This window comes from Paenibacillus sp. M-152 (assembly GCF_003856555.1).
Lineage (GTDB): Bacteria > Bacillota > Bacilli > Paenibacillales > Paenibacillaceae > Paenibacillus > Paenibacillus polymyxa_C.
In genome coordinates, this window is record NZ_CP034141.1 from 4,911,861 (window position 1) to 4,938,386 (window position 26,526).

The 26,526-nt window shown below is 44.5% G+C and carries 22 protein-coding genes and 1 riboswitch; of the genes, 11 read left to right on the forward strand and 11 right to left on the reverse strand.

From position 1 onward, the window contains the following. The first annotated feature begins 300 nt into the window (after positions 1–300). The 4 genes from EGM68_RS21620 (at position 301) to EGM68_RS21635 (ending at position 5,631) form a co-directional block, all read left to right on the forward strand. Positions 301–855 (forward strand): MarR family winged helix-turn-helix transcriptional regulator, encoded by a 555-nt coding sequence (locus EGM68_RS21620; RefSeq protein WP_129549981.1) that lies wholly within the window; start codon positions 301–303, stop codon positions 853–855. Positions 856–942: 87 nt separating this feature from the next. Then, on the forward strand, positions 943–2,175 hold the full coding sequence (locus tag EGM68_RS21625; protein ID WP_129549982.1) for an MFS transporter: 1,233 nt from the start codon (positions 943–945) through the stop codon (positions 2,173–2,175). Positions 2,176–2,573: 398 nt separating this feature from the next. Further along, on the forward strand, positions 2,574–3,707 hold the full coding sequence (locus EGM68_RS21630) for a virulence factor (RefSeq protein ID WP_025674828.1): 1,134 nt from the start codon (positions 2,574–2,576) through the stop codon (positions 3,705–3,707). A gap of 120 nt (positions 3,708–3,827) precedes the next feature. After that, positions 3,828–4,030, forward strand: a riboswitch (Lysine riboswitch). Positions 4,031–4,164: 134 nt separating this feature from the next. Further along, the gene (locus EGM68_RS21635) at positions 4,165–5,631 is read left to right on the forward strand and encodes an amino acid permease (RefSeq protein ID WP_013373076.1); all 1,467 of its coding nucleotides are present in this window, start codon (positions 4,165–4,167) and stop codon (positions 5,629–5,631) included. Positions 5,632–5,756: 125 nt separating this feature from the next. On the opposite strand, the gene EGM68_RS21640 is transcribed toward EGM68_RS21635, so the two are convergent. Together EGM68_RS21640 and EGM68_RS21645 are read right to left on the reverse strand one after the other, a co-directional pair. Next, positions 5,757–7,133, reverse strand: a complete 1,377-nt coding sequence (locus EGM68_RS21640) for an MFS transporter (protein WP_129549983.1) — start codon at positions 7,131–7,133, stop codon at positions 5,757–5,759. Between the two features lie 49 nt (positions 7,134–7,182). After that, entirely contained in the window at positions 7,183–8,310 is a 1,128-nt protein-coding gene (locus EGM68_RS21645; protein WP_025674823.1) for a transglutaminase domain-containing protein, read from the reverse strand. A 280-nt stretch (positions 8,311–8,590) separates the two neighbouring features. Here EGM68_RS21645 and EGM68_RS21650 point away from each other — a divergent pair, with 280 nt between their 5' ends. Genes EGM68_RS21650 through EGM68_RS21660 form a run of 3 tightly spaced genes read left to right on the forward strand, consistent with a single transcriptional unit; the run spans position 8,591 to position 11,055 of the window. Further along, positions 8,591–8,836, forward strand: a complete 246-nt coding sequence (locus tag EGM68_RS21650) for a FeoA family protein (protein WP_025674821.1) — start codon at positions 8,591–8,593, stop codon at positions 8,834–8,836. Continuing rightward, on the forward strand, positions 8,827–10,836 hold the full coding sequence (gene feoB, locus EGM68_RS21655) for a ferrous iron transport protein B (protein WP_058710433.1): 2,010 nt from the start codon (positions 8,827–8,829) through the stop codon (positions 10,834–10,836). The genes EGM68_RS21650 and feoB overlap by 10 nt, the downstream gene beginning before the upstream one ends. A 36-nt stretch (positions 10,837–10,872) precedes the next feature. Further along, positions 10,873–11,055: a FeoB-associated Cys-rich membrane protein gene (locus EGM68_RS21660; RefSeq protein ID WP_013373081.1), complete on the forward strand. Its 183-nt coding sequence runs from the start codon at positions 10,873–10,875 to the stop codon at positions 11,053–11,055. Between the two features lie 142 nt (positions 11,056–11,197). Here the strand turns inward: EGM68_RS21660 and EGM68_RS21665 are convergent, their stop codons facing one another. From EGM68_RS21665 to EGM68_RS21680, 4 genes are read right to left on the reverse strand one after another with little or no spacing between them, the layout of a single operon-like run. Next, positions 11,198–11,914 (reverse strand): ABC transporter ATP-binding protein, encoded by a 717-nt coding sequence (locus EGM68_RS21665; RefSeq protein WP_025674816.1) that lies wholly within the window; start codon positions 11,912–11,914, stop codon positions 11,198–11,200. Positions 11,915–11,927: 13 nt separating this feature from the next. Beyond that, positions 11,928–13,181: a hypothetical protein gene (locus EGM68_RS21670; protein ID WP_025674814.1), complete on the reverse strand. Its 1,254-nt coding sequence runs from the start codon at positions 13,179–13,181 to the stop codon at positions 11,928–11,930. A 16-nt stretch (positions 13,182–13,197) separates the two neighbouring features. Beyond that, positions 13,198–15,360, reverse strand: coding sequence for a peptidase domain-containing ABC transporter (locus tag EGM68_RS21675; protein ID WP_481855693.1), 2,163 nt, complete (start codon positions 15,358–15,360; stop codon positions 13,198–13,200). Beyond that, complete coding sequence (locus EGM68_RS21680; protein WP_025674810.1) at positions 15,344–15,586, reverse strand: response regulator transcription factor; 243 nt, start codon at positions 15,584–15,586, stop codon at positions 15,344–15,346. The genes EGM68_RS21675 and EGM68_RS21680 overlap by 17 nt, the downstream gene beginning before the upstream one ends. Positions 15,587–15,812: 226 nt before the next feature. On the opposite strand from EGM68_RS21680, the gene EGM68_RS21685 reads away from it, so the two are divergent. Beyond that, positions 15,813–16,034: a mersacidin family lantibiotic gene (locus EGM68_RS21685; protein WP_013373086.1), complete on the forward strand. Its 222-nt coding sequence runs from the start codon at positions 15,813–15,815 to the stop codon at positions 16,032–16,034. Positions 16,035–16,141: 107 nt separating this feature from the next. Continuing rightward, positions 16,142–19,372 (forward strand): type 2 lanthipeptide synthetase LanM family protein, encoded by a 3,231-nt coding sequence (locus EGM68_RS21690; protein WP_129549985.1) that lies wholly within the window; start codon positions 16,142–16,144, stop codon positions 19,370–19,372. 72 nt (positions 19,373–19,444) lie between these two features. Here the strand turns inward: EGM68_RS21690 and xylB are convergent, their stop codons facing one another. After that, positions 19,445–20,968 carry a xylulokinase gene (xylB, locus tag EGM68_RS21695; RefSeq protein WP_129549986.1) on the reverse strand — a complete coding sequence of 508 codons (1,524 nt, stop codon included), beginning with the start codon at positions 20,966–20,968 and terminating at the stop codon, positions 19,445–19,447. Positions 20,969–21,024: 56 nt separating this feature from the next. After that, positions 21,025–22,341 (reverse strand): xylose isomerase, encoded by a 1,317-nt coding sequence (gene xylA, locus EGM68_RS21700; RefSeq protein ID WP_013373089.1) that lies wholly within the window; start codon positions 22,339–22,341, stop codon positions 21,025–21,027. A gap of 134 nt (positions 22,342–22,475) precedes the next feature. Here xylA and EGM68_RS21705 point away from each other — a divergent pair, with 134 nt between their 5' ends. Beyond that, positions 22,476–23,648: an ROK family transcriptional regulator gene (locus EGM68_RS21705; protein ID WP_013373090.1), complete on the forward strand. Its 1,173-nt coding sequence runs from the start codon at positions 22,476–22,478 to the stop codon at positions 23,646–23,648. A gap of 83 nt (positions 23,649–23,731) precedes the next feature. Here EGM68_RS21705 and EGM68_RS21710 read toward each other — a convergent pair whose 3' ends face one another. Together EGM68_RS21710 and trxB are read right to left on the reverse strand one after the other, a co-directional pair. Next, positions 23,732–23,962, reverse strand: coding sequence for a glutaredoxin family protein (locus tag EGM68_RS21710; protein ID WP_013373091.1), 231 nt, complete (start codon positions 23,960–23,962; stop codon positions 23,732–23,734). Between the two features lie 58 nt (positions 23,963–24,020). After that, entirely contained in the window at positions 24,021–24,962 is a 942-nt protein-coding gene (gene trxB / locus EGM68_RS21715) for a thioredoxin-disulfide reductase (RefSeq protein ID WP_016820315.1), read from the reverse strand. A 282-nt stretch (positions 24,963–25,244) separates the two neighbouring features. Here trxB and EGM68_RS21720 point away from each other — a divergent pair, with 282 nt between their 5' ends. Next, the gene (locus tag EGM68_RS21720; RefSeq protein ID WP_129549987.1) at positions 25,245–25,976 is read left to right on the forward strand and encodes a ZIP family metal transporter; all 732 of its coding nucleotides are present in this window, start codon (positions 25,245–25,247) and stop codon (positions 25,974–25,976) included. 82 nt (positions 25,977–26,058) lie between these two features. Here the strand turns inward: EGM68_RS21720 and EGM68_RS21725 are convergent, their stop codons facing one another. Further along, positions 26,059–26,520 carry a hypothetical protein gene (locus EGM68_RS21725; RefSeq protein WP_129549988.1) on the reverse strand — a complete coding sequence of 154 codons (462 nt, stop codon included), beginning with the start codon at positions 26,518–26,520 and terminating at the stop codon, positions 26,059–26,061. Positions 26,521–26,526: the final 6 nt, after the last annotated feature.

Genomic DNA, 26,526 nt, shown 5'->3' on the forward strand with positions numbered 1-26,526 from the left:
TTACCAACTAGGGAGTCAAGCGAGCTATGCTTTTAATTACGGCATATAGCATAATGGCCGCAATTACTATACATACAATAATGAGCGTTCTTTCCTGCTTGCGGAACATAGGAACGCCTCCTTCACTTATCTATTGGCGCAATTTGGTAACCTACTCACAGTTTGGTTCATTCAACTGATTTTTAACCCTGCTTCTGTATGGAATGTAGCAGTATTTCTTGCTAGATATTGTCTTTTGCATGGCAATACGTTATATTTAGATATAGTTAGATAACCTAATTATATGAAAAGAGTGAACTTATGCCGCCAAAACAAAGTAAGCGGGACACCATCCAGCAGCCTCTTCCTCGTCTGGGACCAGAACCTTACCTGGAGTTAATGGATCAAACTGCCCTTGCAGAAACGGATCGGCAACTTGCCCGTATTGGTCTCTTTTTGCTATGGACCAGTGATAATACGCTCGACGCAATAGATTTGGATCTGGCTGCTTACGGCCTGACAGAGAGTAAGCTAGATTTATTGTTGCTGTTGACACTGCACCAATCCCAAGCTCAGATGAGCCCTTCTATGATAGCCGACCGTCTGGGAATTCGTCGTGCATCTGTTACATCCCTCCTGGATTGGACAGAGCAACGAGGCTGGATTATCAGAGAACATAGTCCTACAGATCGGCGCAAAATTCATGTACGCATTACAGAAACGGGTTCTCACCTTGTACAGCAAGTGCTCCCTGTATTTTGGTCTTCCTGTGCTTCCCTAGCGAGTATTTTGGAGCCCGAGGAGCAGATTATTTTTTTACGGATTATAGAAAAAATCCATCATCATATGGAAGACAAACTGGGGGTGGGCAGGTAATTTTTTTTTGAACATATAATTAGGTTATCTAATATATTTAATTGTTTGTATCTCAAACTACTTATTTGATGAAGGAGTGTTCTATTGATGAGTAAATTACGAACAAATGATAGCGTTATACAGAAGGAAAATGTTGCTCTCCCTTATACATGGATGATTGTAATCCTATGCTGGTCAGCGGTTGCCGTGATGTCCAGCCTATATGTAACGATCCCTTTGGTCCCTCTCTTCGCTAAAGTATTTGAAAAAACACTAGCTGAAGCAGCTCTGCCGGGAAGTATCTTTTCCTTAGGCTTTGCGGTGGGATGTCTTATTTATGGAGGATTGTCTGATCGCTTTGGACGCAAGCCGGTTATCGTCGCTGGACTGCTCGCATTGACGATCCTGTCGTTTTCCCTCAGCTTAACCAGTCAGTATTCCGTATTAGTTGCACTACGCTTGCTTCAGGGTTTGGCGGCAGCCACCTTTTCCCCCGTTGCTCTCGCATATGCCGTAGATATGTTTCCGACTGAAAAACGGGTAACAGCTATCGGCTTTATCAGCACTGGCTTTCTCGTGGCAGGTATTACCGGACAGGTATTTAGTATTGTCATCAGCGAACAAATCGGATGGAATATGGTATTTCGGATGCTAGGTGTTTTGTACGCCATCACCTTCCTGATCGTTCTTTTTTTTCTGCCTAAAGCTCCCTCTCCGCAACGAGGAGTTCGCATTTGGGCAGCCTTTGGTCAGTTGGGGAGCGTTCTGCGTTCGTATCCTTTATGGTTAAGCTACACAATCGCTTTTGTTCTTCTGATGTCCTTTGTGAGCATGTATACGGTTTTGGGAAGCTACCTTGGCAGTCCCGAATTTGGCCTGAATAGCAGACAGATGCTATACGTCAGATCCGCTGGCATCATCGGCATGCTTCTCTCACCGTTCGCCGGACAACTGGCCCTGAAGTTCGGTGTTCACCTTTTACTACGTACAGCTCTTCTTCTTTCCATTCTCAGCTTGGCGCTGATGGGAATGACGCATTCTCTAATAGCTATCGTGGTATTAAGTGTATGTTTTGTTAGCGGCATTGCCCTGAGTGTCCCTTCACTTATTGCAATAGTTGGCCAGCTCGGCGGTACAGCAAGGGCCATAGCCGTCTCACTGTATACCTTCATTTTGTTTGCCGGTACGAGTCTAGCACCTATGCTTTCCATTCGTTTGATGGGAAATGGCGGCAATCAGATGACTACGTTTATGCTGCTGGCGGCAGTTCTGTCTGTGGGATTTATCGCCTCTCTGCTCATTCACCGCCGTCAGAACAATCCGCTGAAGCGGGATGCATAATACAACATCAAACTAAAACCGAACTTAAAAGTTACCTATAGTGCCACTGCGCAGTCGGATGGTACTTCCCATCGCCACCGCCCCCGGATTTCTAGAATAAAGCCTATGAATAGGGTAAAAATCCGGGGACAAAAGCGACCGCTACGCTTGTACAGCACCATTCCGCCTACTCCGTTTTCATGTTCATTTTTTCGAGTTTGGCTTATATAGCATCCTGTTTTTATTTTAAAAAAACTTCTATTTATCAGGTAAACCCATCTAAATCGTGTGATATATGTCATTGTATTTTCTTCGTAAATAAAAACTCTTTCTTTGGAGACATACACAGAATGAGGTACAATACAGATAAGCTATATATGATATATGGAGAACTTTTGAACAGGAGGCTGTACCGAGCTATGAAGATAACATCTATCGAGCCAACTCCCAGTCCGAACACCATGATGCTGCATCTGGATGAGCGACTGGAAGCGGGTATCCGCAGAACATATACACGAGACAATGAGCGCTCCGCTCCCCCATTTATCCGGCGTATGCTGGCGATTGAAGGGGTCAAAAGCGTGTTTCACACGACCGATTTTGTAGCCCTTGACCGTAAAGGAAATGCGGATTGGTCTACTATTCTGGGCCAAGTCCGGGATCAGCTAGGCGAGGAAGGTGCTGACGCAAACTGGGATTTACCGGAGGAAACCTCTGGGGAAGCGTTTGGCGAAGCACAGGTTTTTGTTCAATTTTTCCGCGGTCTTCCCATGCAAATTCGCGTTAAGGCTGGACAGCAGGAGGAACGAATTTCCTTATCCGACCGCTTCGTGCAAGCCGTTACCCGCGTGGCAAGTGCAACACTGATCAAGGAACGCAAGCTGAGTGATTACGGCGTCCGCTACGGTGAGCTGCCGGATATTGCCCGCGAGGTTGAGCAGGAATTAGAGGCAGCCTTTCCGCAGGAACGGCTGGAACAAATTATCCAGCAGGCGATTGCCCACGGCGCGGACAACAGCGAATTCGTGGAGGAACGCCGCGAGTGGAGCGATGCCGAGCTGAAGCAGGCCCTCCAACACGAAGACTGGCGCACACGCTACGCTGCGCTGGATCGGCTGGAGCCGACGCCTGAGCATTTGCCGTTGATCCGGCAAGCACTACATGACGACAAAATGCAGCTACGGCGGCTGGGAGTCGTCTATCTGGGCGATATTCGTTCACCGGAGGCAATGGAACTGCTGTTCGAGGCGCTGCGCGATCCTTCAGCGGCAGTACGCCGCACTGCTGGCGACACGTTGTCGGACATTGGCGATCCCGTCGCTACCAGCGCTATGATCGGAGCCCTGTCGGACAGCAGCAAGCTGGTTCGCTGGCGTGCAGCCCGTTTTCTATACGAGGTTGGAACCGAGGATGCGCGTGATGCGCTGGAGAAGGCCGTCGATGACCCCGAATTTGAGGTCAGTCTGCAAGCTAAAATGGCACTGGAGCGCATCGAATCAGGCGAACAAGCCGCAGGTACGGTGTGGCAGCAAATGGCCAAGCGGAACTCCTGATTTAAGATTCAATAAATGGATTCCAAAAAATTGTCGATTGTCAGAAAGTGTACAGGTACGATATACTATAGTTCACTATACAATATAATATCATGTCATACACCTCATCAACCTGTTTTATGATGAGGTAGAGGTCGCGGATGTAATCAGTACACTGGAGGAGACGACAAGAGCCGTCTGAGATTCCAGTAGAAAGGTACACCCGCCGAAGTATGCGGAGCCGACTCTTTGTAAATACTCCGTATGCTGGGGCTGCTAACCGAAAGGAGCAGAACTGTCACGCGATGTCCTAACACAGACACGTGTGTTGAGCTATCTTGTTATAGAAGAAGGTATGGTGCGGAATGCATAGACAAGACCGCAGGCGTATTCCCTGCGGTCTTTTGATTTATATACTCCCCCTCCTTCTGGCTCTTGCCCTGACATGAAATACAATTTCATGAAGGAGTGTTTGAACGTGCAACACAAAGCAACATCTGACGCAACCTTGCGGAAAAGTCTCAAAGCCCGTCATATGACGATGATCGCCCTCGGCGGCTCTATCGGAACAGGGCTGTTCCTCGCCAGTGGAGGCGCGGTCGCCGAAGCTGGACCCGGCGGTGCCCTGCTGGCTTACGCAGCAGTTGGCCTCATGGTCTACTTCTTAATGACCAGCCTCGGTGAGCTGGCTACGTTTATGCCTGAATCCGGTTCTTTTAATACCTATGCAGGTCGCTTCGTCGATCCGGCTTTTGGTTTTGCCATGGGCTGGAACTTCTGGTACAACTGGGCAGTAACGATTGCTGCCGAATTGGCAGCAGCGACCGTGCTAATCAAATACTGGTTCCCGGAAAGCCACTCTGCCTGGTGGAGTCTGTTATTTCTGGCCATAATCTTCTTGCTGAACGCGTTGACGGTCAAAGGCTACGGTGAGTCCGAATACTGGTTCGCGATGATTAAAATTGTGACTGTAATCATCTTTTTGGCCGTAGGGGTGCTGATGATTTTCGGCATCATGGGTGGTCCTGCGGTTGGCTTTGCCAACTTCACGGTAGGAGATGCCCCGTTCCATGGTGGATTCTTCGCTGTATTGGGCGTATTTATGGCTGCGGGCTTTTCCTTTCAGGGAACCGAGCTGATTGGGGTAGCCGCTGGCGAAAGCGAAAATCCGCGTGACAATGTGCCACGTGCCATCCGTCAAATCTTCTGGCGTATCTTGTTCTTTTATATTCTCGCGATTCTCGTGATTGGTTTGATCATTCCATATACGAATCCGAATCTGCTGCGGGGAGATATCAGTGATATCGGAGTCAGTCCGTTCACGCTCGTATTTGAAAAAGCAGGGCTTGCCATTGCTGCCTCGGTCATGAACGCCGTTATTTTGACTTCCGTATTGTCAGCAGGCAACTCGGGTATGTATGCAGCGACTCGGGTACTGTACGCTTTGGCACGGGAAGGCAAGGCTCCCCGTTTCCTTGGGCGTATCAATCGACGTGGTATTCCTATGAATGCACTTCTGATCACGACTGCTGTTGGTATGCTTGCTTTTCTCGCCTCCTTGTACGGAGACGGTGTAGTCTATAACTGGCTGCTCAATGCCTCTGGAATGTGCGGATTTATTACGTGGGTCGGTATTGCCGTCAGCCACTATCGTTTCCGCCGTGCCTTTACTGCACAGGGTCACAGTCTGAGTGAGCTTCCCTACAAAGCACGCTGGTTCCCGTTCGGACCGTTGTTCGCTTTTGCTCTATGTATCATTGTCATTATCGGGCAAGGGACGGATGCCTTCACCGGACAGGAGATTGACTGGAAAACGATGATCGCTACGTATATGAGTGTGCCGCTGTTCCTTCTGCTGTGGCTTGGCTACAAATGGATCAAACGTACTAAAATCGTTCCGCTAAAAGAATGTGATTTGAGTTCAAATCCTTCTTCGGATAAATAATAGAACACAGTGATAAAAAGCCCGTCTCCACATATCAGGGAAAACACGCTGGTACACCTGGTCCCAAGACCATTATCCGCATGTTCCCCTGTATATGCCCGGAGACGGGCTTTTTCTTTTTCTGTTTATTTGGAAGAAGTAGCTACTTCAGCTGATAAAGACATAGATAAGGCACGACGACTAAAAATACCGTATATGACAGCAATCATCGTTAGCACTGCTGAAAACAAGTACAAATTAACGATACCCAGATGATCTGCAATCCAGCCCATTAAAAGCAGCGAAATACAAAACGTCAGGCTTGTCAGCGTAGCCTGGGCGGACAGCACCTTGGGCAAATCATGTACCGACACACTCATTTGCATCATTGTGCGGCGGGAAACGACCGACATTTCCGCAGGTAGTCCCATCAACAGCACGATAAGCAGCGTAAGTGGCGGTAATGTGTTCAGTGCATACCAAGCCGTCAGCAGCCCGTAGCCTGCCATCCCTGCCAGCATAGCGGGCAGCAGTCTGCGCTGCAAATGCTTGACACAGGCAAGGACTACGATGCCACCACCAATCGCACCTGCAAAATACGCCGCATTAATGTATCCCCACCATGCCTCGCTCTTGTGCAAAACCTGCTGAGCGAAGGCAAGCGTGAACGCGCCTACCCAAACCGAACCCCCCAGCAGGTCAATCATATCCATAAAAATAAGAGCCTTCAATCTGCGGCTGGCTCCAATGAGACTCCAGCCTTCACGCAGTATTTCTTTTTTACGTTTAGGAGGCACCGCTGGGCTCTCTGATTCCGGACCATACAGCTTATCTTCCAACTGCGCTGGAGGCAAGTCATGTTGCCCTTGTCCCGGCTCGGTTACAATCTCAGAAGCCAAGACATCCCCATTTTGTACCCTTGTTCCGGGCTGAAGCAAATAATGAGCTTTGCCCTCTAGGGGATCTCGAATCAAGCTGGTGAAGATCAGCGCTATCAAATACAGACCGCCAGCCACCAGCAATGTTTTTTCCGAGCCCAGCATAGCTACGAGCACACCACTAAGCCCCCACCCTGCTAATTGCACCGTCTGATCACTGACCGATACCAGACTGTTTGCCCGCATGAGTCCTTCCCCAGAAGCAAGGCGGGGAATCAGTGCATTGCGAGCAGGTGTAGTCCAGCCGTCCAGAAAGGACATGGCTGCCACCAACGCGAACACAATCACCCATACGGGCTCTGTGCCCACTGACCATAAGTGTCCCAGCAGAATAACGAAGAAAGCCAGTTGTCCAAACTGGGAAACGAATAAAATAAAAGGAAGCCGGAATCGGGCCAAAATGAGCGGTGCTAAAAAGCCGCTGATCATCTGCGCCCCCATCCGCAGCAACGGAACGAGCACCGAAGAGAAGATCGAGTCTGTTTCATGAAAGACCAAAGACACAAGTGCCATAATGTAAAGAATGTCGGCCGCATTGGACATCGTCTGCGTGCCAAGCAAATAGGTAAAGGAACGCTTGTGCATATAAATTAGAATACTCCTTTGATAAGGTGGCTTTTTTACAGCCGAATAATTAAGTCCATTTCAGGGTTACCCGAAGATTGCCGGTACTTCCGAGATCCGTAATCTGATAGGAAATGGATTTCAAGTCGAGTTGATACAAGGACTGTAAATCCTCCTTAAGACTTCGTTCCGTCCCTTGATAGCCAAAAGTAAGTGACGTTTCTCCCTTAGTTATCATCTTCCGAACCTGTTCCTTAATGTCAGCTGATGATTTAACCAGTCCCTTGCCGTCTTGCAATGGATATTCCAGGTTATTGTACAGTTTTTGATACACGGCAGCCTTTGCTCCTCCGGCAGCTATCAATGCCGATAAGGTTTCGCGGTACGATGTGTTCGCCTGAGGATATTGTTTCACCCACGAGTGATCCCGTCGCATTTCTGAATCCGTCAGCAGATAATATGAAGTGCTTACCTCGTTCGCGCGATCGGGGGTCGGGTCATCCCATGTCGTATCCATGTGATACCATCGGCCATCTAATAAAACAAGATTCCATGCATGCAACTGCCCTCCTGCTCTACCTTCCACAATCCGATTTGTAATCCCTGCTCGTTCGAGCATTTTATAAGCCAACAGCGAATAACCCTGGCAGACCGTGCTTCCCGTTTTCAGACCATCATAGGCTGTGTACTTTTGCTGTGCTTCATCATACTTCAGGCGAACGACGATCCAATCATGGATGGCCTTCACCTTTTCATGATCCGTCATTCCCTTCGTAATGATATCCCCCAGCACAGCTTGCACTGTGCTATCCACATATGCCGTCTGTTCCTTCGTTTCCCGGTAGCTTAAACGAATCGTAACCTGGGCGGAGGTGGTTGTGCCTGTATAGCTGAATGCGTAGCTTTTGATCGTATAATTCACATACGGATCGCTCTCCATCGCCTGTTGGATGGCTGTCTGTAACTGCTGCTTGAGACCGTTCACTCGCCCTTGATATGTAAAGGTCAGCGTTTCACTCCGCGTAGCCATTGCCTGTAAAAGCTTGTTTTGAAGCTGCTGCGATGATACGGAGGGAGTCGGCTTGACCGACGCCGCATACACATTGTTGCCCCACTCTACAGCCTGCGGCAGCAACACAGCCAGCGCTGCACCTGCAACCAGACATTTTACAAGCCTAACCCCGATTTTTCTGTTCATACAGAGCGTTCCTGCCCTTCTTAGCATAGTTGTAAACAGCTCTATCTTACCATAAAAACAGTTGCCCCAAACGCTCTAGTTTTGTCGGTTGCAGGCGGGTATGAGTGCATTTAAAGGCAGGTTGCGACACCTTAATCTGTTATATAACAGAGAGGGCTATACATAAACATGTCGTTCGCAGAGAATTTTATCACAGCAATCTAGTACTCCTCATGATATGGTACTGGCATCGGAAGTAAATGATATTGATTCTCATTCTAGATCAGAAAGGCTGAGCACCATGGCAGAATGTATCTCACTCCTTCGTACACCATTAGGTCAGACTGTGCGTTTGCAATCTCTTGCCACTCTTCACCCCTCATTGCGCCGCCGTTTAACAGACATGGGCATCAACGAAGGCTCCATTATACGCTTAAAAAAGATCAGTTTATTGGGCGGCCCGATCGTCATTGAATGCAACGGCCAGTTAGTCGGCCTCCGTCAAAATCAAGTGAAGCAACTGGAGGTCGTTCCGACATGGACATGATCGCTCTTTTCGGTAATCCCAATACAGGAAAAACCTCATTATTCAACAAGTTGACTCGTACGTATGCAGAAGTAGGAAACTGGTCCGGCGTCACTGTGGAAAAGAAAACAGGAATCCTGCGTGACAAGTCTGCCGTATTGGTGGATTTGCCGGGTGCCTACTCTTTACTCCCTCTGTCGCTGGATGAAGGCGTCGCAACCCGTTATTTGCTGGAAGAACCGCCTGCGGCGCTAATTAACATCGTGGATGCTTCCCAGCTCCAGCGCAATCTATATCTGACCGTACAATTATTGGAATACGGCCGTCCGCTTGTACTTGGCTTAAACATGACCGATGTAGCCGATGCCACCGGTCTTCGGGTGAACAAGGAACTGTTGGCTGATCAATTGAACGTTCCCATTATTCCGATGGTGGCACGTACAGGTAGTGGAAGTAAGCAAATGCTTGCTTCCCTTCGAGAGGTCAGACATACATCCAATGCTTTTCAACTGGATTACGGCCCTGCCGTCGAAGCTGCTATTGCGGATATTTGCAACTTGCTGCCGCATACATCTGTGCCTCAACCCCGCTGGGCTGCACTGCAATGTCTGGAAAACAATCCGGTCGTCATGGAATGGATGACGAATGAGACACGGCGTGAGCAAGTAACTGCACGCATCCAGCGCTGCGAGGAAGAGCTTCTCAGGGAAGGGTATGCCAGCACCCCTGCTCAACATATTCGTTCTGTAAGAACAGCATGGATTGCTGAGCTGTGCACCAAGGCAGTTGACACATCCAAACTCAGACCGCACAGCCTGACTGATAAGCTGGATGCACTGCTAACTCATCGGTACTTGGGGATTCCGATCTTTTTACTGTTAATGTACGCTACCTTTAAGTTTACCTTCGATTGGGCGGGTACCATTCTTTCAGATATGCTGGATGAATTTTTTTCAGGGACACTCAGCAGCTGGATTACTGAATTACTCGTTCACTTGAACGCGTCCGCTTTTACGCAAAGTCTAGTCGTGGACGGCATCGTGGCTGGGGTCGGGGGTGTGCTTGTTTTTCTGCCTCAAATTGCTATCTTATTTCTGATTATCTCGGTAATCGAAGACTCCGGGTATATGGCACGGGTCACGATACTCATGGATCGCTTGATGCAAGCCGTGGGCTTGAACGGAAAAAGCTTCATTCCCTTCATCATCGGATTTGGCTGTAATGTGCCAGCTATTATGGCAGCACGCACCATTGAACAACCAAGAGAACGCCTCATTACAACGTTGCTGGTACCCTTTATGTCATGCTCGGCCCGCTTGCCAGTCTATGCGTTGTTTGCAGGTGTATTTTTCCCGTCACATGCGGCGAGCATTATCATGCTGATGTATGTGTTAGGGATCATCGTATCGCTTATACTTGCCAAAATTTTTTCCAAAGTATCTATTTTATCAGGTGAGCCCTCCCTCTTTATCGTAGAGCTCCCTCCCTATCGGGTGCCGCAGGCTCTTACATTATTTCGCAGCACATGGGAGAAGGTCAAAGGCTTCGTCCGTAAAGCCGGAACGATTATTCTTGCAGGCTCTGTAGGCATCTGGCTCTTGTCCAATTTCGGTCCGCAGGGCTTTGGCGTAGAAATGGATGACAGCCTGCTCGCTACGATTGGAGGATGGTTTGCACCTCTATTGGCCCCTCTTGGTTTTGGCACCTGGCAAGCAGGCGCGTCTCTGCTTACAGGCTTTATGGCCAAAGAGGTTATCGTCTCAACGATGAATATCATTTATCATGTTCCCGATATGCAGGGATTGGAACTGCAAGTCAGTCATGCTTTTACATCGCTTGCCTCATTTAGCTTTATGGTGTTCATTCTGTTGTATGTGCCGTGTCTGGCTACGGTAGCGGTTATTCGCAAGGAGACACTCTCCTGGCGCTGGACCGCATTTTCTGTGATCTATCCTTTGACCGTGGCATATATCATCGCCGTCTTGATCTATCAGTGTGGCAGATTATTAGGTTGGGGTTAAGTCAGACCCTAGAGTATATAAAAGGAAGTGGATTCCATGGTCAATATCATTATTTTATTGGTGATCCTCGGTTACAGTGCGTGGGTGCTGGTAAGATTTTTGCGAAAAAGCCGCCAAGGCGCCTGTGCTGGCTGTTCATCGAGCAAGTCATGCCCAGGCTGTGCCGTGAGCTCAGTGAATGAGGATACCAGAAAAACAACGGCAGCTCACAAAGGTTAACCATAGTCATCTCACAATGGACGGATAGCAAGAAAAAAACTTGGCGACTGCTCTCTAAATACATTACAGGGAGCACTGTTAGCCAAGTTTTTTCATTGTTACTCTATTCCTTGAAAACATTTTAATCAGGGGTACTAATAAGCTAGTCATGTTGATGTGCTATATATAGGCGTTCAAGGTCAATTGTAGATCTTCCTGCATATGTTATCCGACCGTTTCGAAGAATGGCAACCTGGTCTGCTAATTTCTCAGCTAATCCTATAATATGGGTAGATAACAATATAACTCTGCCTTCTGTTAGATACTCCCGTAGTGTACTTCTAACAATCATCACTTGATCAGGATCTAATCCGTTAGTCGGCTCATCTAATATAAGAATTCTAGGTTCATGTAAGAGCATTGAAGCTAATGCAACTCTCTTTTTAGTTCCTTGTGATAACTCTTCCATTTTTATATTTTGATAATCTTCTAATTTGAATCTGTCCAGCCATTTAGCGATGCGCATTTCGAGTTGGTCCTTCGGTACCTGTCGTAATCCCCCAATAAGTCGCATCATTTCTGATACAGAAAGTGCAGGATAATAAAAGGGAAATTCTTGTAGATATCCTACCATTGATTTATAGTTTTGATTTTCAAAGTCAATTATGGTTTGATTGAAGCGAATTGTACCTTTTTGTACCTGATGGAGACCAGCAATTAAACTTAATAAAGTTGATTTACCCGCTCCATTAGGACCTAGCAACACAGTAATTTGGTGGTCTGGGATATCCAAATTTATTCCATGTATAATTTCTCTGGAGCCGTAACTGAATGAAACTTGATCCAGTTGTAAAAATGATGATTTATGTTCTTGGGTCATCGTTGACTCACTCCTAAGATACCTTTTTATAAAAAAGTATAAATCTTGTATAGATCATAACTGATATAGCTACAAATAATACTTTATGAAATTGATGAAGATACAATAGTAATAGCATGCTCATTGCTATGACCCAGCTCCCAAGAAACTTGATACGGTAATTTCCTAAATAGTCTATGGATAAAAATTTGTAGCCCAAAGGCATGCCCAAACTAATTAAAGTAGTTGAGAGGAATATACTCCATATAGTTTGGATTGATAAAATCACTGGACTAATCTGTAAATAAATCCCCCAAAACCACTGATGCATAAAAATAATCCCTATGTTTATAACACATAAAATTAACCATTTAGTGCGCAGCATCTTCTTCCAGGCAAATAACGTTGCTTTATATATTAGTAGTCCTTTTTCCTCTATAATAAGACTCTTGACAGCCCAGATATCAACAGCAAACCATGATAATACTGCGCTACTGATTGGAAGAATAAACGGACTTTCTCTAATTATATAAGAATTTAAAACTTCAATTCCAAAAGCTAAAATAAAAAAAGAAAACAGGTTAACTCGCCTAATAATAAATAACAATTCTTTTTTTAGGAGTGGACATTGAGATAACCATCCACGTCGGCCCAAAAGTTTTTTTGAACCATGATACTGTAAAAAAACAGACCAAGAGCGTTGTGCAAAATAGAGAGTTATATATCCCATGCTTATACATAACAAAATCCAAGTCAAAATACGTACTGACAGAGACATTGGCAATATGAAATAGACTACATCCAGTGATAGAAAGAAAAAGCTTATTGCATAGCCAGAGAACTTTCTAAATAACGTTATATACCAAAATATCTCTGCTAAAAGCACCCCTAAGATCAATCCTGAAACCATACTAAAAATGTAATTATGATGAACACCCCATAAGATCTGGCCAACTACGATCCATAAAAGTAATATTAGAAAAGGAATTTTCTTTACAATAGTATATTGGGTTAAAAACCAATTTCCCTTTCCTATAGACCACAAAAAACGTACTTCCTCCATTTTAGAAATCGATATACTTATACCAAATTGAATCAAAAAACCAATGATTCCATATATGATAGCCCACATCATTGCTTTAAAACCCAAGCTGTTTAACCTTAAGGTAGCATTAGCTAATCCATTGGGAATTAAAATTAATAAAAAAATGAATAAAGCAGCCTCCATTTTAGTTAGCTTTCTGAGTTGCTTTAGATACAATATTTCACATAACTTTATACTTGTCATTTTTCTCGTCTCCAAGTCACAAAACTGGCTCAACCTGAATATCAGTTTTCTTCAAATTATACAAATCAAAATATTTACCTTTTAAACCGATCAATTCCTGATGATTTCCTTGTTCTATTATTTCCCCTTGATCAAGCACAATTATTCTATCAGCTCGTTGGACTGTACTAAGACGATGAGCAATAATGATCTGTGTACAATGTCTCTCTTGTAAGAAATCTGTTATCAATTGCTCTGAAACACTATCAAGCGAACTTGTTGCCTCATCTAAAAGGAGAATTTGAGGTTCTGCCAAAAAAGCACGCGCCAATAAAATACGTTGCCGTTGTCCCCCTGAAAAGTTTAATCCGTTCTCGGAAACAACAGTTTGATAGCCTAAAGGGAGACTCATAATAAAACGGTGAATATCGGCTTGCTTTGCTGCCCGAACTACCATATCTATGGTACAATCTCCATTGTCCATGGCGATGTTATCCAATATAGAAACATTGAATAATTTTGTCTCTTGTAGAATAACACCTATTTTTTGACGAAACTCTCTCAAATGCCATTGATCCAGCAGGATATTATCGACGCTGACTTCTCCCATTGAGGCCTTATAAAGTCCTAGTATTAACTTCGCCAAAGTACTTTTACCTGAGCCTGATGCACCCACAATTGCAACCTTTTCACCTGGGAATATTTCAAGATTAATATTTTTTAAAACATATTTTCCAAATCGATGATAATTAAAGGAAACATCTTTAAACTTAATATATCCTTTAAAAGTATGGTTCGGTTTATGGTTACCTGAAGGCTCCTCTACATTTTCAATAACATCTTGAATTCGTTGAATATATGTGCCCACAGTGACAAGTTCACTAAGAGTCGATCCTAAGGAAACAAGCGGTACCATAAAAGCAGTTGACAATGTTTGTAAGCCTAGGAGTCCCCCGAAAGTTATCCATCCCTCAAGCACATAATGGAATCCAATCCATAGAATTAGTAGGGGAAAAATAAACTGGATGCTAACTGTCATGGAATCAAGTGATGCATTCCAAATGACACGTTTTTCCGTATTAGTTAGTTGTTTTTTAAAAAGCTCCCCCCACTTCTTAAATACTCTACTCTCAAACCCTAAAACTTTTATGTCTGTAATTCCATGTATATGTTCTGATAAAAAACCATGCATCTCAGCCTGGCTCGAAGTCTCCTTTCGAGATAAACGGTGAGTAGTAAAAGAACTTAAAACGGTAATAAGTAACAATAGAAAACCTATAATTGTAACTAATAATCCAATTTGCCATAGTAGATTAATCATTAAAGCTGCATAAGTTATAAGTAAAAGCCCGTCAATAAATATAGTTATAACTCGATTAGATAATACCCTTCTAATTGTTACATTAGAGTTAGCTCTAAATACCAATTCTCCTCCTTTTCGATTTTCAAAGAACTCAAAAGGAAGTTTGAAAAGCTTATCGATAAATTGTGTCATCATAGAAGTATCCATTTGGGATTGTAACTTGGCAATCATGTAACCCCTTAAAAATTGGAATAACTGTGAAAATAGAAATATTGTAAAAATAGCCCACCCCAATGGGACCAAAAAAGAATAATTTTTGGATTCTAGTAAGTTGTCAACAGAGAATTGGGTGATCTTAGGTATTAAAACACCTAATCCTTGAAGAAGTATTGAGACCAAAAATACAGAAATAAGAAGTTTCCTGCTCTTAAAAGCTAATTTGATATAGAACATCCATTTTGGCCTTTTTCTTTTACTCCGAAAATCCTTTAACGGGATTAAAGAAAGTGCAAAACCCGAATACTTCTCTGTGAATTCTTTGAGAGGAAGAATGAGTCTTCCAAAAGCCGGATCAAGGATTATTACCTTTTTCTTTTTTATTTTCTCAAGAACCACAAAATGCTGGTTATCCCATAACAAAATCAGAGGAGCAATTAGCTCATTTAATTGAGATGCAGTTGCCCGGTATCCTCGTGATTTTAAATGATATGTACTTCCTATTTCTTGAAGTTGTTGCATAGATATACCTGCGCGTACTGCACCAACCTGATTTCTTAACTCTGTTAAAGAAATATTATGTCCATAAAAACCTAAAACCATAGCCAAGCTGGCTAATCCACATTCACTATGTTCCATCTGTTCAATAAAAGGTACTTTCTTATTAAAATTCAGAGGAATGCACCTCCATACCTTCTGTCAAAAAAACTAAGCCGTAATGATAAGCGAATATACCAATCTCAACTCTTGTTTTTATATTCCATTTCTCTTTAATTGAAGCCACAATTTCGGCAGTACGTCTCATACTGATAGATAAATTCCGGGAGATTTCGCTGTCTTTGTATCCTTGAGCTATACAAATTGCAACTTTTTGTTCTTTTGGAGACAAATTTTGATTTTCTCTCAATTTTCACTCCCCCTATGTCTTTTATGAATATTTTTTCATAATTAAGGAAGAAATTCAATACATATTCAATGAATATATTTGTAAAATTAAAAATAAAATCGTTTTTTTTTGAATTTTTATAGGTTTTTACATTAAAATGCACTTTTATGAAGTGCAAATTTTTAGGGAATATGATTATCATTAGGTTTGTCTTATATCACTACATTCCCGAGAGGAGTAAAGAATAATGACAAAAGAAGAAATGATCCAAGCATGGAAAAATCCAAAGCTTCGTGTAGCTGGAGAAGGGATTGAGCATCCTGCAGGCGACGCTTTGGTCGAGTTGAGCGCTGACGAGCTTTCTCGTGTACATGGCGGTTTAGGAGTGCAACCAGATTCTACTCCAACTATTACTGTTACTGTTATTGGTGTCACAGTACTAGTTTGTTTTCCAGGGCATGCCGGATAAAATAAGTGAATGCCACTCAGGTATACGCCTTAATTGGCGTATACCTGAGTTATTTTATTTCCTAAAATTGAGTTTTTTAACTTCATATAAACGAGGACGGGGTATTTATGAAAGAGCAGATCATGCGTGCTCTCTTTTTACAAGAACGTAAGAACCTTTTTGATCAAGCCTTTCAAGATTTTAATTATAAAAATTGGAAACAAGATAAAGAGAAGACGACAGAACTGATTGACGAATGGTTTAAATTTGCTCTTATTAGTACAGAATCCAAAAAGGAAGCTCGATTTAAAGCTTTAAGTATGAATGAAGAAATATTTGGAGCCTTGATTCAATCTACGGAAAATCTTAAATGGGATGAGAACTATTTAACGGTTATTAAAGAGTATCAAGCAGATTGGTTTCAAGTTTTGGAAGAGGCTCTAAAAATGAATGAAAATCAACCAGTTTTGCAAAATGAGTCTCGAACAATGGATATTCTTGTTCGTCCATTTATTATTTGGTCCAGAAATCAATTAAAACAGCACTTATGCAATATAGATAATGCTCAGGATTTTATTCTACATGAGAGTACGATAAATTCGGTCTTGCATACATTATCTTTTCAATTGACCCAAATCGCTGGTCGATCATTTGTCTTAGAACTAAATATAGCTAAAGCTTTGGGAGAATTAGAAGGGCTAACTCCGGAGGAACGATTTATCTCTTTCATTGAGAAAAAATTTGTAAGACATAAACAACTTGTATCATTTTTTTCTGAGTATGCAGTTATTGCCCGGACTTTAGCTGAAAGAACTATGCTTTTTGTAAATGTAACAAAAGAGACGTTAGACCGTTATCTCCTAAACAGATCTATGATTATCGATACATTTTCTTTACATTCATCAGAACTTATACGTATTGATGCTGGGTTCGGTGATTCTCATCAACAAGGTCGCACAGTAATGCGGTTATATCTTGCAAACGGGCAATCGTTTATGTATAAGCCAAAGCCATTAGATATCTCTCTCCATTTTCAAGAATTAATTCAATGGTTTAATGATAAAGGGTTTTCTCCTTTTCTCCAAAGAAATTCTGTTATCGCATTAGACGGTTATGGTTATGAAAAATTTATCGAAGCAAAACCTTGCAAAACTGAAGAAGAAATTCAATGTTTTTATACACGTTTAGGAGCGCTTTTAGCCATTATATATGTACTGGATGGGACCGATTTTCATTTTGAAAATTTAATTGCTTTCGGGGAGCATCCAATGCTGATTGATTTGGAAACCCTCTTTCACAACCAGGTATATCATAATGTCCCCGATTCCGCAGATATAGAAGCTCAGTTTAAAATCCGTAATTCTCCATTAGGCACTTCACTCCTCCCTATCTTGTTTCATCAAGATGATAAAGGATTTGGACTTGAATTGAGTGGTGTAAATGGAGAACGGCAAATGACACCCTACCCGGTGTTGAGTTTAGTAGATGTAAATACTGATAATATGAGATACATTAGAAAGTCTCAGTCCACTTCAACTGGTAACAATCGCCCTTCATTGGAAGGAGAATTTAAAAATGCAGGTGACTACACTGCTGAAATTATAAATGGTTTCCAATCATTATGTTCCATGCTTCTTCAATACAAAATGGATTTACTAGTCCCAACAAGTCCTCTCTTTAGTTTTAATAATACGCCAGTTCGTATCGTATTGCGATCAACACAATTTTATACAAATTTCCTTCTCGAATCTCGACATCCTGATTATGGTCGCGATGCTCTAAATCAAGAGAATCTACTTGATCGGATTTGGTTTTCTTGGCTGGATGATCGGATTATTTCTTCAGAACTGCAAGATTTACGAGCAGGAGATATTCCATATTTCACTGGTACTCCTAATTCACTTGACCTTTGGGATAGTTATGGCAGATGTATAAAAGATGTGTTTACCCGAACAAGCATGTCAATAGTAGAAGATAGATTGAGATCCTTAAGTACTGACAGTATTTCTTTATACAGCGATTGGATCTCTTCTTCCATAGCAGGCTCATCATTAGGAAAACATGTACATAAAGTACATGCTCCCTCTCAAAATGAAAAAGTAATGACAAGCGACTACAGTCCAAAACCATTACACTCTGAAAACTTTCTTGAGACAGCAAAAATCCTTGGCGATGAGTTAATTGAAAAATCAGTGTTTAGCCAAAGCAAAAGGTATGTAACTTGGATTGGAATGAATCTAAATTATCGCGGACAACTTTATTTGTCTGCCTTAAGCCCTGGATTATATGATGGTACGGCAGGCATTGCATTATTTCTAGCATATCTCGGAAAAATCTCAAAAGAGGAGAAGTACACCAACATAGCTCTAGCTGCACTTGAAACAACGCTAAGTAAAATACCTGTACACCTAAAATTCCCATCAGCCTTTTATGGCCAAGCTTCTCTCTTATATACTCTCTCTCATTTTGAGAGTTTATTAGGTTTTAACGATGCTTGGAGCAAGCGGAAATTGGACATTATAAGTAATTTGGAAGATAGCATAGACGAGGATACTTTCTTCGATCTCTTAGGAGGTTCGGCTGGAGTTATTCACGTTCTTTTAAATGAATATAGTCTTACAAAATCGGTTAAGACTCTAGAGGTAGCAACTCAATATGGAGAGCACTTGTTAAAACATGGAGAAAAAAATAATGAGATGATTTCATGGACATCTAGTGTATCTCCAACCCCCTACGTAGGCTTTGGCCACGGTAGTACTGGTATTGCTTCAGCTTTGTTTCGTCTTGCAGCAGTTACTAAAAATAATTGCTACTATGCTACTGCCGAGAAAGCATTTGCTCACTTAACAGAATCCTATTCTCCAAACTATTTTAACTGGATTGATCAAGATATTAAGGAGAATCATGATCTGGCTAATTGGTGTCATGGGGCTAGTGGAATTGGCATAGGATTAACCTTATGTATGCCTTATTTAAATTCAAGTTTAATACCTGATATCGTCCAAAATATCGAAATAGCAGTTAATACAACTTTAAAATACGGATTTAATAAAAGTCACTGCATTTGTCATGGAAGTCTCGGAAATATTGAGTTATTAATTTTAGCTGGACAAGCTCTTAACCGTCCAGAGTGGGTTGCGGAGGCAAAGAAACAAGGCAACATTGCATTAAGTTATTTTTTCGAGCATAGTAAATTTAAGACTGGCCTGCCCACTGCGTTAGATTCCCAGGGGTTGTGGCTAGGTTTGTCTGGAATAGGTTATCAATTCATGCGTCTCCACTCGTTAACTTCCTTACCAAGTATCCTCTCACTACAGGAGCCACTTTATAAGGAGTCCTCTTGCACTAAACGTCCTTAAAATTCAAAAGCCATAATAAAGGTGTCCTCATCAGGCAACCCTTATTATGGCTTTTATTAACGTAAAGTCTATTCAGCGATAGACCGCCAATTGCTCACTTAGCTCCCGCGTGTGTAGATAAACTTCACGGTATAGCTCGTATAAGCCTTCATACTGTGCCACACGTTCCGGATTTGGCGTATATCTTGCTGCTTCACGCAGAAAAGCTTCAGCGCACGCCTGCAGCGATTCAAACCACCCGCTACCATATGCAGCCAGCATAGCCGCTCCCAAGGCAGGACCCTGCTCACTTTCCAGCTTGACGATATCCGCGTTAAAAATATCGGCCTGCATTTGCAGCCATGTCTCATTACGCGCACCGCCGCCGATGGAAATCACTTCATTCACCGTTTTGCCCGTGCCTCTGAGAATATCAATGGATTCCTTGAGCGAAAACGTAATTCCCTCCAGCACTGCTCGTGTAAAATGCGGAAGCTTATGCCCTGCATCCATCCCGATAAAGCTGCCTCGAATAGCTGCATCCGGATGAGGGGTACGTTCGCCCACGATATAAGGCGTGAACAACAGCCCTCGGCTGCCCGGCTCGATCGAGTTTACATCCTCCAACAGCGCATCAAAAGAATGTTCCGCCGCAAAGGTATCCTTAAACCAGGTCAAGCTATATCCGGCTGCGAGTGTAACCCCCATAATATAATAAGCATCCTGCTCACTATGATTAAAAAAATGTGCCCGTCCCTGAACGTCGATATCCTTGCGTTCCTCATAGGAAAGCACAACTCCTGAGGTGCCGATACTGCACAAGGTGCGGCCTTTGCTCAAAATGCCGGCACCAATCGCGCCACATGCGTTGTCTGCTCCACCTGCATAGACCTTGGTTTCAGACGAAAGCCCGCTCTGCTCCGCAATCTCCGGCAATAGTGTACCCGTCTGGTCAAAGGATTCCACCAGCGGCGGGAACAGTGACAACGGCAGATCAAACGTAGCTGCGATCTCTTCGCTCCACTGCTTATTCGCGATGTCCAACAGTAGTGTGCCCGCCGCATCCGAATACTCCATCGCCAACTCTCCTGTGAGACAATAGCGCACATAATCTTTGGGCAGCATAAAATGGGCCGCACGAGCCAGCACGTCTGGCTCATGCTCCTGCACCCACAGCAGCTTGGGTAGCGTGAAGCCTTCCAGCGCGCGGTTGCGCGCGATACTTAGCAGCGCTGGCCCGAGCTGTTCTTCAATACGGCGGCATTGTGCCGTTGTGCGCGTGTCATTCCATAGAATAGCTGGACGAAGCACTTGGCCTTCCTTGTCAGTCAGCACAAGCCCGTGCATCTGCCCCGAAAAGCTGATGCCGTCCACAGCATCTGTTCCGGCGATTCCGGCCTTCTCTACAAGCTCTTTCAACGATGCTAACGTCCCACGCACCCAGTCTTCAGGCTGCTGTTCGCTATACCCTGCTTTCGGCTGATGAAGAGGATATGACTGAGAGGTTTCATAAGCCACCTGCCCTTTACGGTTGACCAGCACCGTTTTGACCGCACTGGTACCCAAATCCACGCCGATGACATAGCGCTCCAGCTCCTGTTTTAGCTTCTCCTGCATTGGAGTTCCTCCTTCCCTGTGATCGTACGGCCCTTATTCATATATAAATTCCGGCATTAATCAGCCAAAATGTATTGATTCAATGTTGCTTTCAGATATTCCTGACGACCGGACACGTTTTTGCGTGGTGCTTCGTTCGCCAGAGCATATTCAGCCAGGGAAGCAAGCGTTGCTTTTCCAGATACAATGTCTGCTCCAATGCCTTCTTTAAAGCTGCTGTACCGCTTCTCAATAAAGTCCTCAAACACACGATCCTCGATCAGTTTGGCCGCTACCTTCAATCCTTTCGCATACGTATCCATACCTGCGATGTGCGCGAGGAACAAATCTTCTGGCTCAAACGATGCTCTGCGCACCTTGGCATCAAAGTTGATACCGCCACGGCCTAATCCTTCATTTTGCAGTACTTCATACATGGTTAGTGTGGCATCATACAGATCAACCGGGAATTCGTCCGTATCCCAGCCCAGCAGCAAATCACCTTGGTTGGCATCCAGGGAACCCAACATGCCGTTAACCCGTGCTACACGTACTTCATGATCAAAAGTATGACCCGCCAAAGTGGCATGGTTAGCTTCCAGATTAAGCTTGAAATGCTGATCCAGATCATATTTTTGCAGGAAGGCAATCGTCGTCGCCGCATCAAAATCATACTGATGCTTGGTTGGCTCCTTCGGTTTTGGCTCAATCAGGAATTGAGCGTCAAAGCCGATTTCACGCGCGTAGTCCACGGCCATATGGAACATCCGTCCCAAATTGTCCTGTTCCAACTTCAAATCTGTATTCAGCAGTGTTTCATAGCCTTCACGGCCTCCCCAGAATACGTAGTTATCTGCGCCCAGACGTTTGCCCACTTCCAGTCCTTTTTTAATTTGAGCAGCTGCGTGTGCGTATACATCTGCATTGCAAGTCGTCGCAGCTCCATGCAAATAACGTGGATGGCTAAACATGTTCGCCGTGTTCCACAGCAGCTTTTTCCCCGTAGCCTTCATGTGCTCCTCAATCAGATCCACGATGGTATCCAGATTGCTGTAAAATTCCTTCAGTGACGCGCCTTCAGGAGCAATATCCACATCGTGGAAGGCGAAATAAGGTAAATTCAGTTTATCCAGCAGCTCAAAGGCAGCTTCCACACGTGCCTTCGCCAAATCAAGTCCGGTAAACTTGGACCATGGGCGTTCCGCAGTCTCTACTCCAAAAGGATCAGAGCCGCCTGCAACCAGCGTATGCCAATAGGCCATACTAAAACGCAAATGCTCCTCCATCGTTTTTCCCGCTACTATTTCCTGAGGATTATAAAATTTGAACGCAAAAGGATTATCGGATTGCTTGCCCTCAAAGTTAATTTTGGATACTTGTTCGAAATAAGCCATTATAAGTTCCTCCTTTGTAGTAAACGTTTACAAAAATGATTCTAGCACAGCCAAGAAACTTTGTCTATTGCTTAAACTAAGTTTATTTTTATGATATAATAACGGGAATTACATCAACAGGAAGGGAAATAACCATGAATGTTACTGGCGATCAGGCGCTTGTCAAAAAGCTGAATAAATCCATTGTATTGGAGCGCATCCGCCTTCATGCCCCTCTATCCCGGGCACAGTTATCCAGTCAAACCGGATTAAACAAGGCCACCGTGTCCAACCTGGTTGCAGAGCTTATCACCGATGGATTGGTGTATGAGACAGGATTAGGAGAATCCAGCGGTGGGCGCAAACCTTTAATGCTGCTGTTCAACAGCCGTGCAGGCTTTGTACTTGGTATCGAGGTTAGTGTACAGTACATCAAGGGCGCTCTGACCGATCTGGCAGGTACCATTGAAACAGAGCTTACCCTTTCTCTAACCCAGCATGATCCTGACTTTGTCATCGAACAAATCCGTAAGCTCGTTCAGAAGCTCATGCAGGTCACCCCTCCCTCCCCTCACGGTATTGTCGGCATTGGGTTGGGGGTACCAGGGATGGTGGATGAAACCGGAAATGTTTTATTCGCACCCAATCTGGGCTGGGAAGAGGTTCCGCTACGGCAGCAGCTGGAGACAGAGCTGGGTCTTCCCATAGTGGTGGATAATGAGGCCAACGTCGGTGCACAAGGCGAATTGTACTATGGTATGGACGCCGATCATCGGCAGCTGGTGCGGGATCTGGTCTACATCAGTGCAGGCTCCGGGATCGGGGCCGGAATTATCATTGATGGCAAGCCGTATCAAGGGGCTTGGGGATACGCGGGCGAGAGCGGGCATATGTCCATTGACTGGAATGGGCGCCTCTGCTCCTGCGGCAGCCGAGGCTGCTGGGAGCTGTATGCTTCGGAGAAGGCGTATGTAGCATCCACCTTGAAGCTGCCCGCACATAATACAGCGGGATTATTACCGTTTGCCCAGCAAGGTGATGTGAGTACATTAAGCGTCCTTGGTGAAATCGGGCGATATTTGGGTGTGGGTATTACCAACATTGTGAACAGCCTCAACCCTGGCATGCTTATCATTGGCGGTCCACTCGCGGAAGCCAGACCTTGGTTGGAGCAAAGTATGCGTGAAGTGATTGACGAACGTGCCCTGCCCTATCACCGCCGGCAACTACAGATTCGTTTCTCCACGCTTGGCAGCCGTTCGACGATGCTAGGTGCCGCCTATGCGGCAACAGCTCCTTTTCTCGGGCGTGTACGTGTATCTTTATAAAAAAAGCGTACAGGAACACTCAGGTTCCTGTACGCTTTTTTTGCTTAGGATTTTGCAAATCCGTTGTCTGCTGTTAGGTTGGATTAAGCGTTCAACACTTTTTCAAACTTGGTTTTGTTCATACCGGAAATACGTTCTTCTCCGATCAAAGTCAATGGAACAGCGCGAATGCCCATATCCCAAACCTCTTGCGCAAAAGCTTCATTGGTTTCAATGTTGCGTTCTTCGTATTCGACACCTTTTTCAGCCAGGTAGCTTTTTACTTGACGGCAATGCGGACAGTTTGTAGATGTGTAAACTATTGCTTTTTCCATGAATATCACCTCATCATTTATTTTGTTACATTATATTTATTCATACTTCCAAATATCATTACAGGGCCAGTGCGCTGTGCTCCAGACTTTCGATGTATTTCTCGCTGTCCATAGCAGCCATACAACCACTACCTGCTGCGGTAATCGCTTGTCTGTAGCGTGTATCCTGTACGTCGCCACAAGCGAATACGCCAGGCACGTTTGTTTCGGAGGTACCCGGATTGACGACGATATAACCGTTCGCATCCGTTGTAATTTGTCCTTCGAGGAAGCCTGTATTCGGATGATGACCAATTGCCACGAAAACGCCGCTCACTGTAATGATTTCCTCTTCACCTGTTGCGTTGTTTAGCACTTTCAAGCCAGTTACTCCGTTTTCGTCTGCAACTACTTCGACAGGAGTACGATTGAGCGCCCATTCAATTTTGCTGTTCGCACGAGCACGATCCTGCATAATTTTAGAAGCTCTCAATTCTTCACGACGATGTACCAACGTTACTTTGGAAGCAAAGCGAGTCAGGAAATTAGCTTCTTCCAGTGCAGAGTCCCCACCGCCGATAACAACGATTTCTTTGCCGCGGAAGAAGAACCCGTCACAGGTAGCGCAAGTGCTCACGCCGCGTCCGATATTATCTTGTTCACCGGGTATCCCCAGGTATTTGGCAGTCGCCCCTGTGGAAATAATCAGCGTATCGGTAACCAGTTCACCCAAACCTTCTACATCCAGTGTAAATGGACGAGCAGTTGTGTCTACCTTGTTCACCCAGCCTGTGCGGAATTCAGCGCCAAAACGCTCCGCTTGCTTACGCATATTATCCATCAAATCAGGTCCCATGATTCCTTCAGGAAAGCCTGGAAAATTCTCAACTTCTGTAGTCGTGGTTAATTGTCCACCTGGCTGTGGTCCCTCGATTACCAGCGGGTTCATATTAGCACGTGCGAGGTAAATAGCGGCGGTCAAACCGGCAGGACCGGTACCTATAATAATGGACTTGTACATATCTTGGTTCCTCCTAAAATATCATAAGTATTATATAGCGAGTTTTCGGTACCGGGCGCTGGGCTACTGCATATACTCTAAAAGTAGTGCTGGCAGAAGCTCATCCCAAAAAGTGGACACCCGGATGTTGTAAAAAACGAATCACTTGTTTTGTAGCTTCTTATGACTTAGACTGATTCTAAATCCTAATTTCATTATGCGGAAAGAGCTGTAAACAGTCAAATGAAGTTTTCATGAAGCGAAGTTTAAAGATAAATGAGGTATGGAGGGATTATCCCGATTATGAATGACGTTTTCGTAGGTAGCTTAATTTCTGCCCTGTCCACCGGACTCGGCGCCGTACCTATATTGTTTATGCGTAATATCACGCATCGGCTTCGCGATGTTCTGCTGGCTTATGCCGCAGGAATTATGACCTCTGCATCCGTGTATAACCTGATTCCAGAAGCGATCCAGCATTCCAATTGGTTCGTGCTGACTGCGGGAATTTTGCTTGGTTGCCTCGTATTACTGGTGATGGAAATGTATATCCCCCATGCCGATTTGGAGGACCCGGAATCCAAGACTTTTCAATTGGAGTCCAAATCTTTTCTCATTATTGCAGCTATTACGTTGCACAACTTGCCGGAAGGGCTCTCTGTTGGGGTCAGCTACGCGAGTGAGACTCAGAATCTAGGCAATCTCATTGCCTTCTCTATCGGTCTGCAAAATGCCCCTGAAGGCTTTATTGTAGCGTTATTCCTTGTGAATCAAAACATCGGTCGTTTCAAGGCATTGGGCATTGCTACCCTAACGGGGGCTGTGGAAATCATCACCAGTCTGATCGGCTTTTATTTAAGCAGCTGGGTGAACGGACTGGTGCCATATGGCCTTGCTTTTGCCGCCGGGGCTATGATGTTTATTGTCTATAAGGAACTGATTCCCGAAAGTCACGGGGACGGTAACCAGCGGATCGCCACATTCTCTTTTATTCTTGGCTTGATTACGATGATCGGGCTAACCGAATGGCTATAGCCGCGCAGCACAAAAAGGCTGCTTTTCTGCCTGTAATTCAGACAGAAAAGCAGCCTTTTTGCCATGTTCAAATGATGGGACCTCATTTTCTTTGGTTCATGGAACGCAGTGCTTCACGGTACTGTTCGTCCTTACTTTTGGAAGTCCCTTTCTTCCCATTGGATCTTGGGGAACCTCCATCCTTTTCTCCGTCCTTTCCAGCAAAACCACGCAAAGCTGCACGATAATCCTGATCCCCGTAAGCACCTTCTATGTTCTTGCGATCTTTTTCCACCTTCATATCCGTTTGGATATCAGGCAACTTCTGATGCTCCTTGGCACGATGTTCTTCAACTTCGGAATCCTTAGGCGGCATCTCTCCGTTATGTTCCGTTAATTCATGCGCCTTGGGTTCCACTTGCACAGGATAAGGACGTTTACTTCTTTGCCGGGATTCCTCTTGACTGGGGCGATTCTTGGCCGAGGACTTGCGCGTCATCTTTGTGTTAAATACCAGCAAAAAGATCAAGGCAACCACAGCTACTGCGATAAAAGCAATGGTCATCGGCGG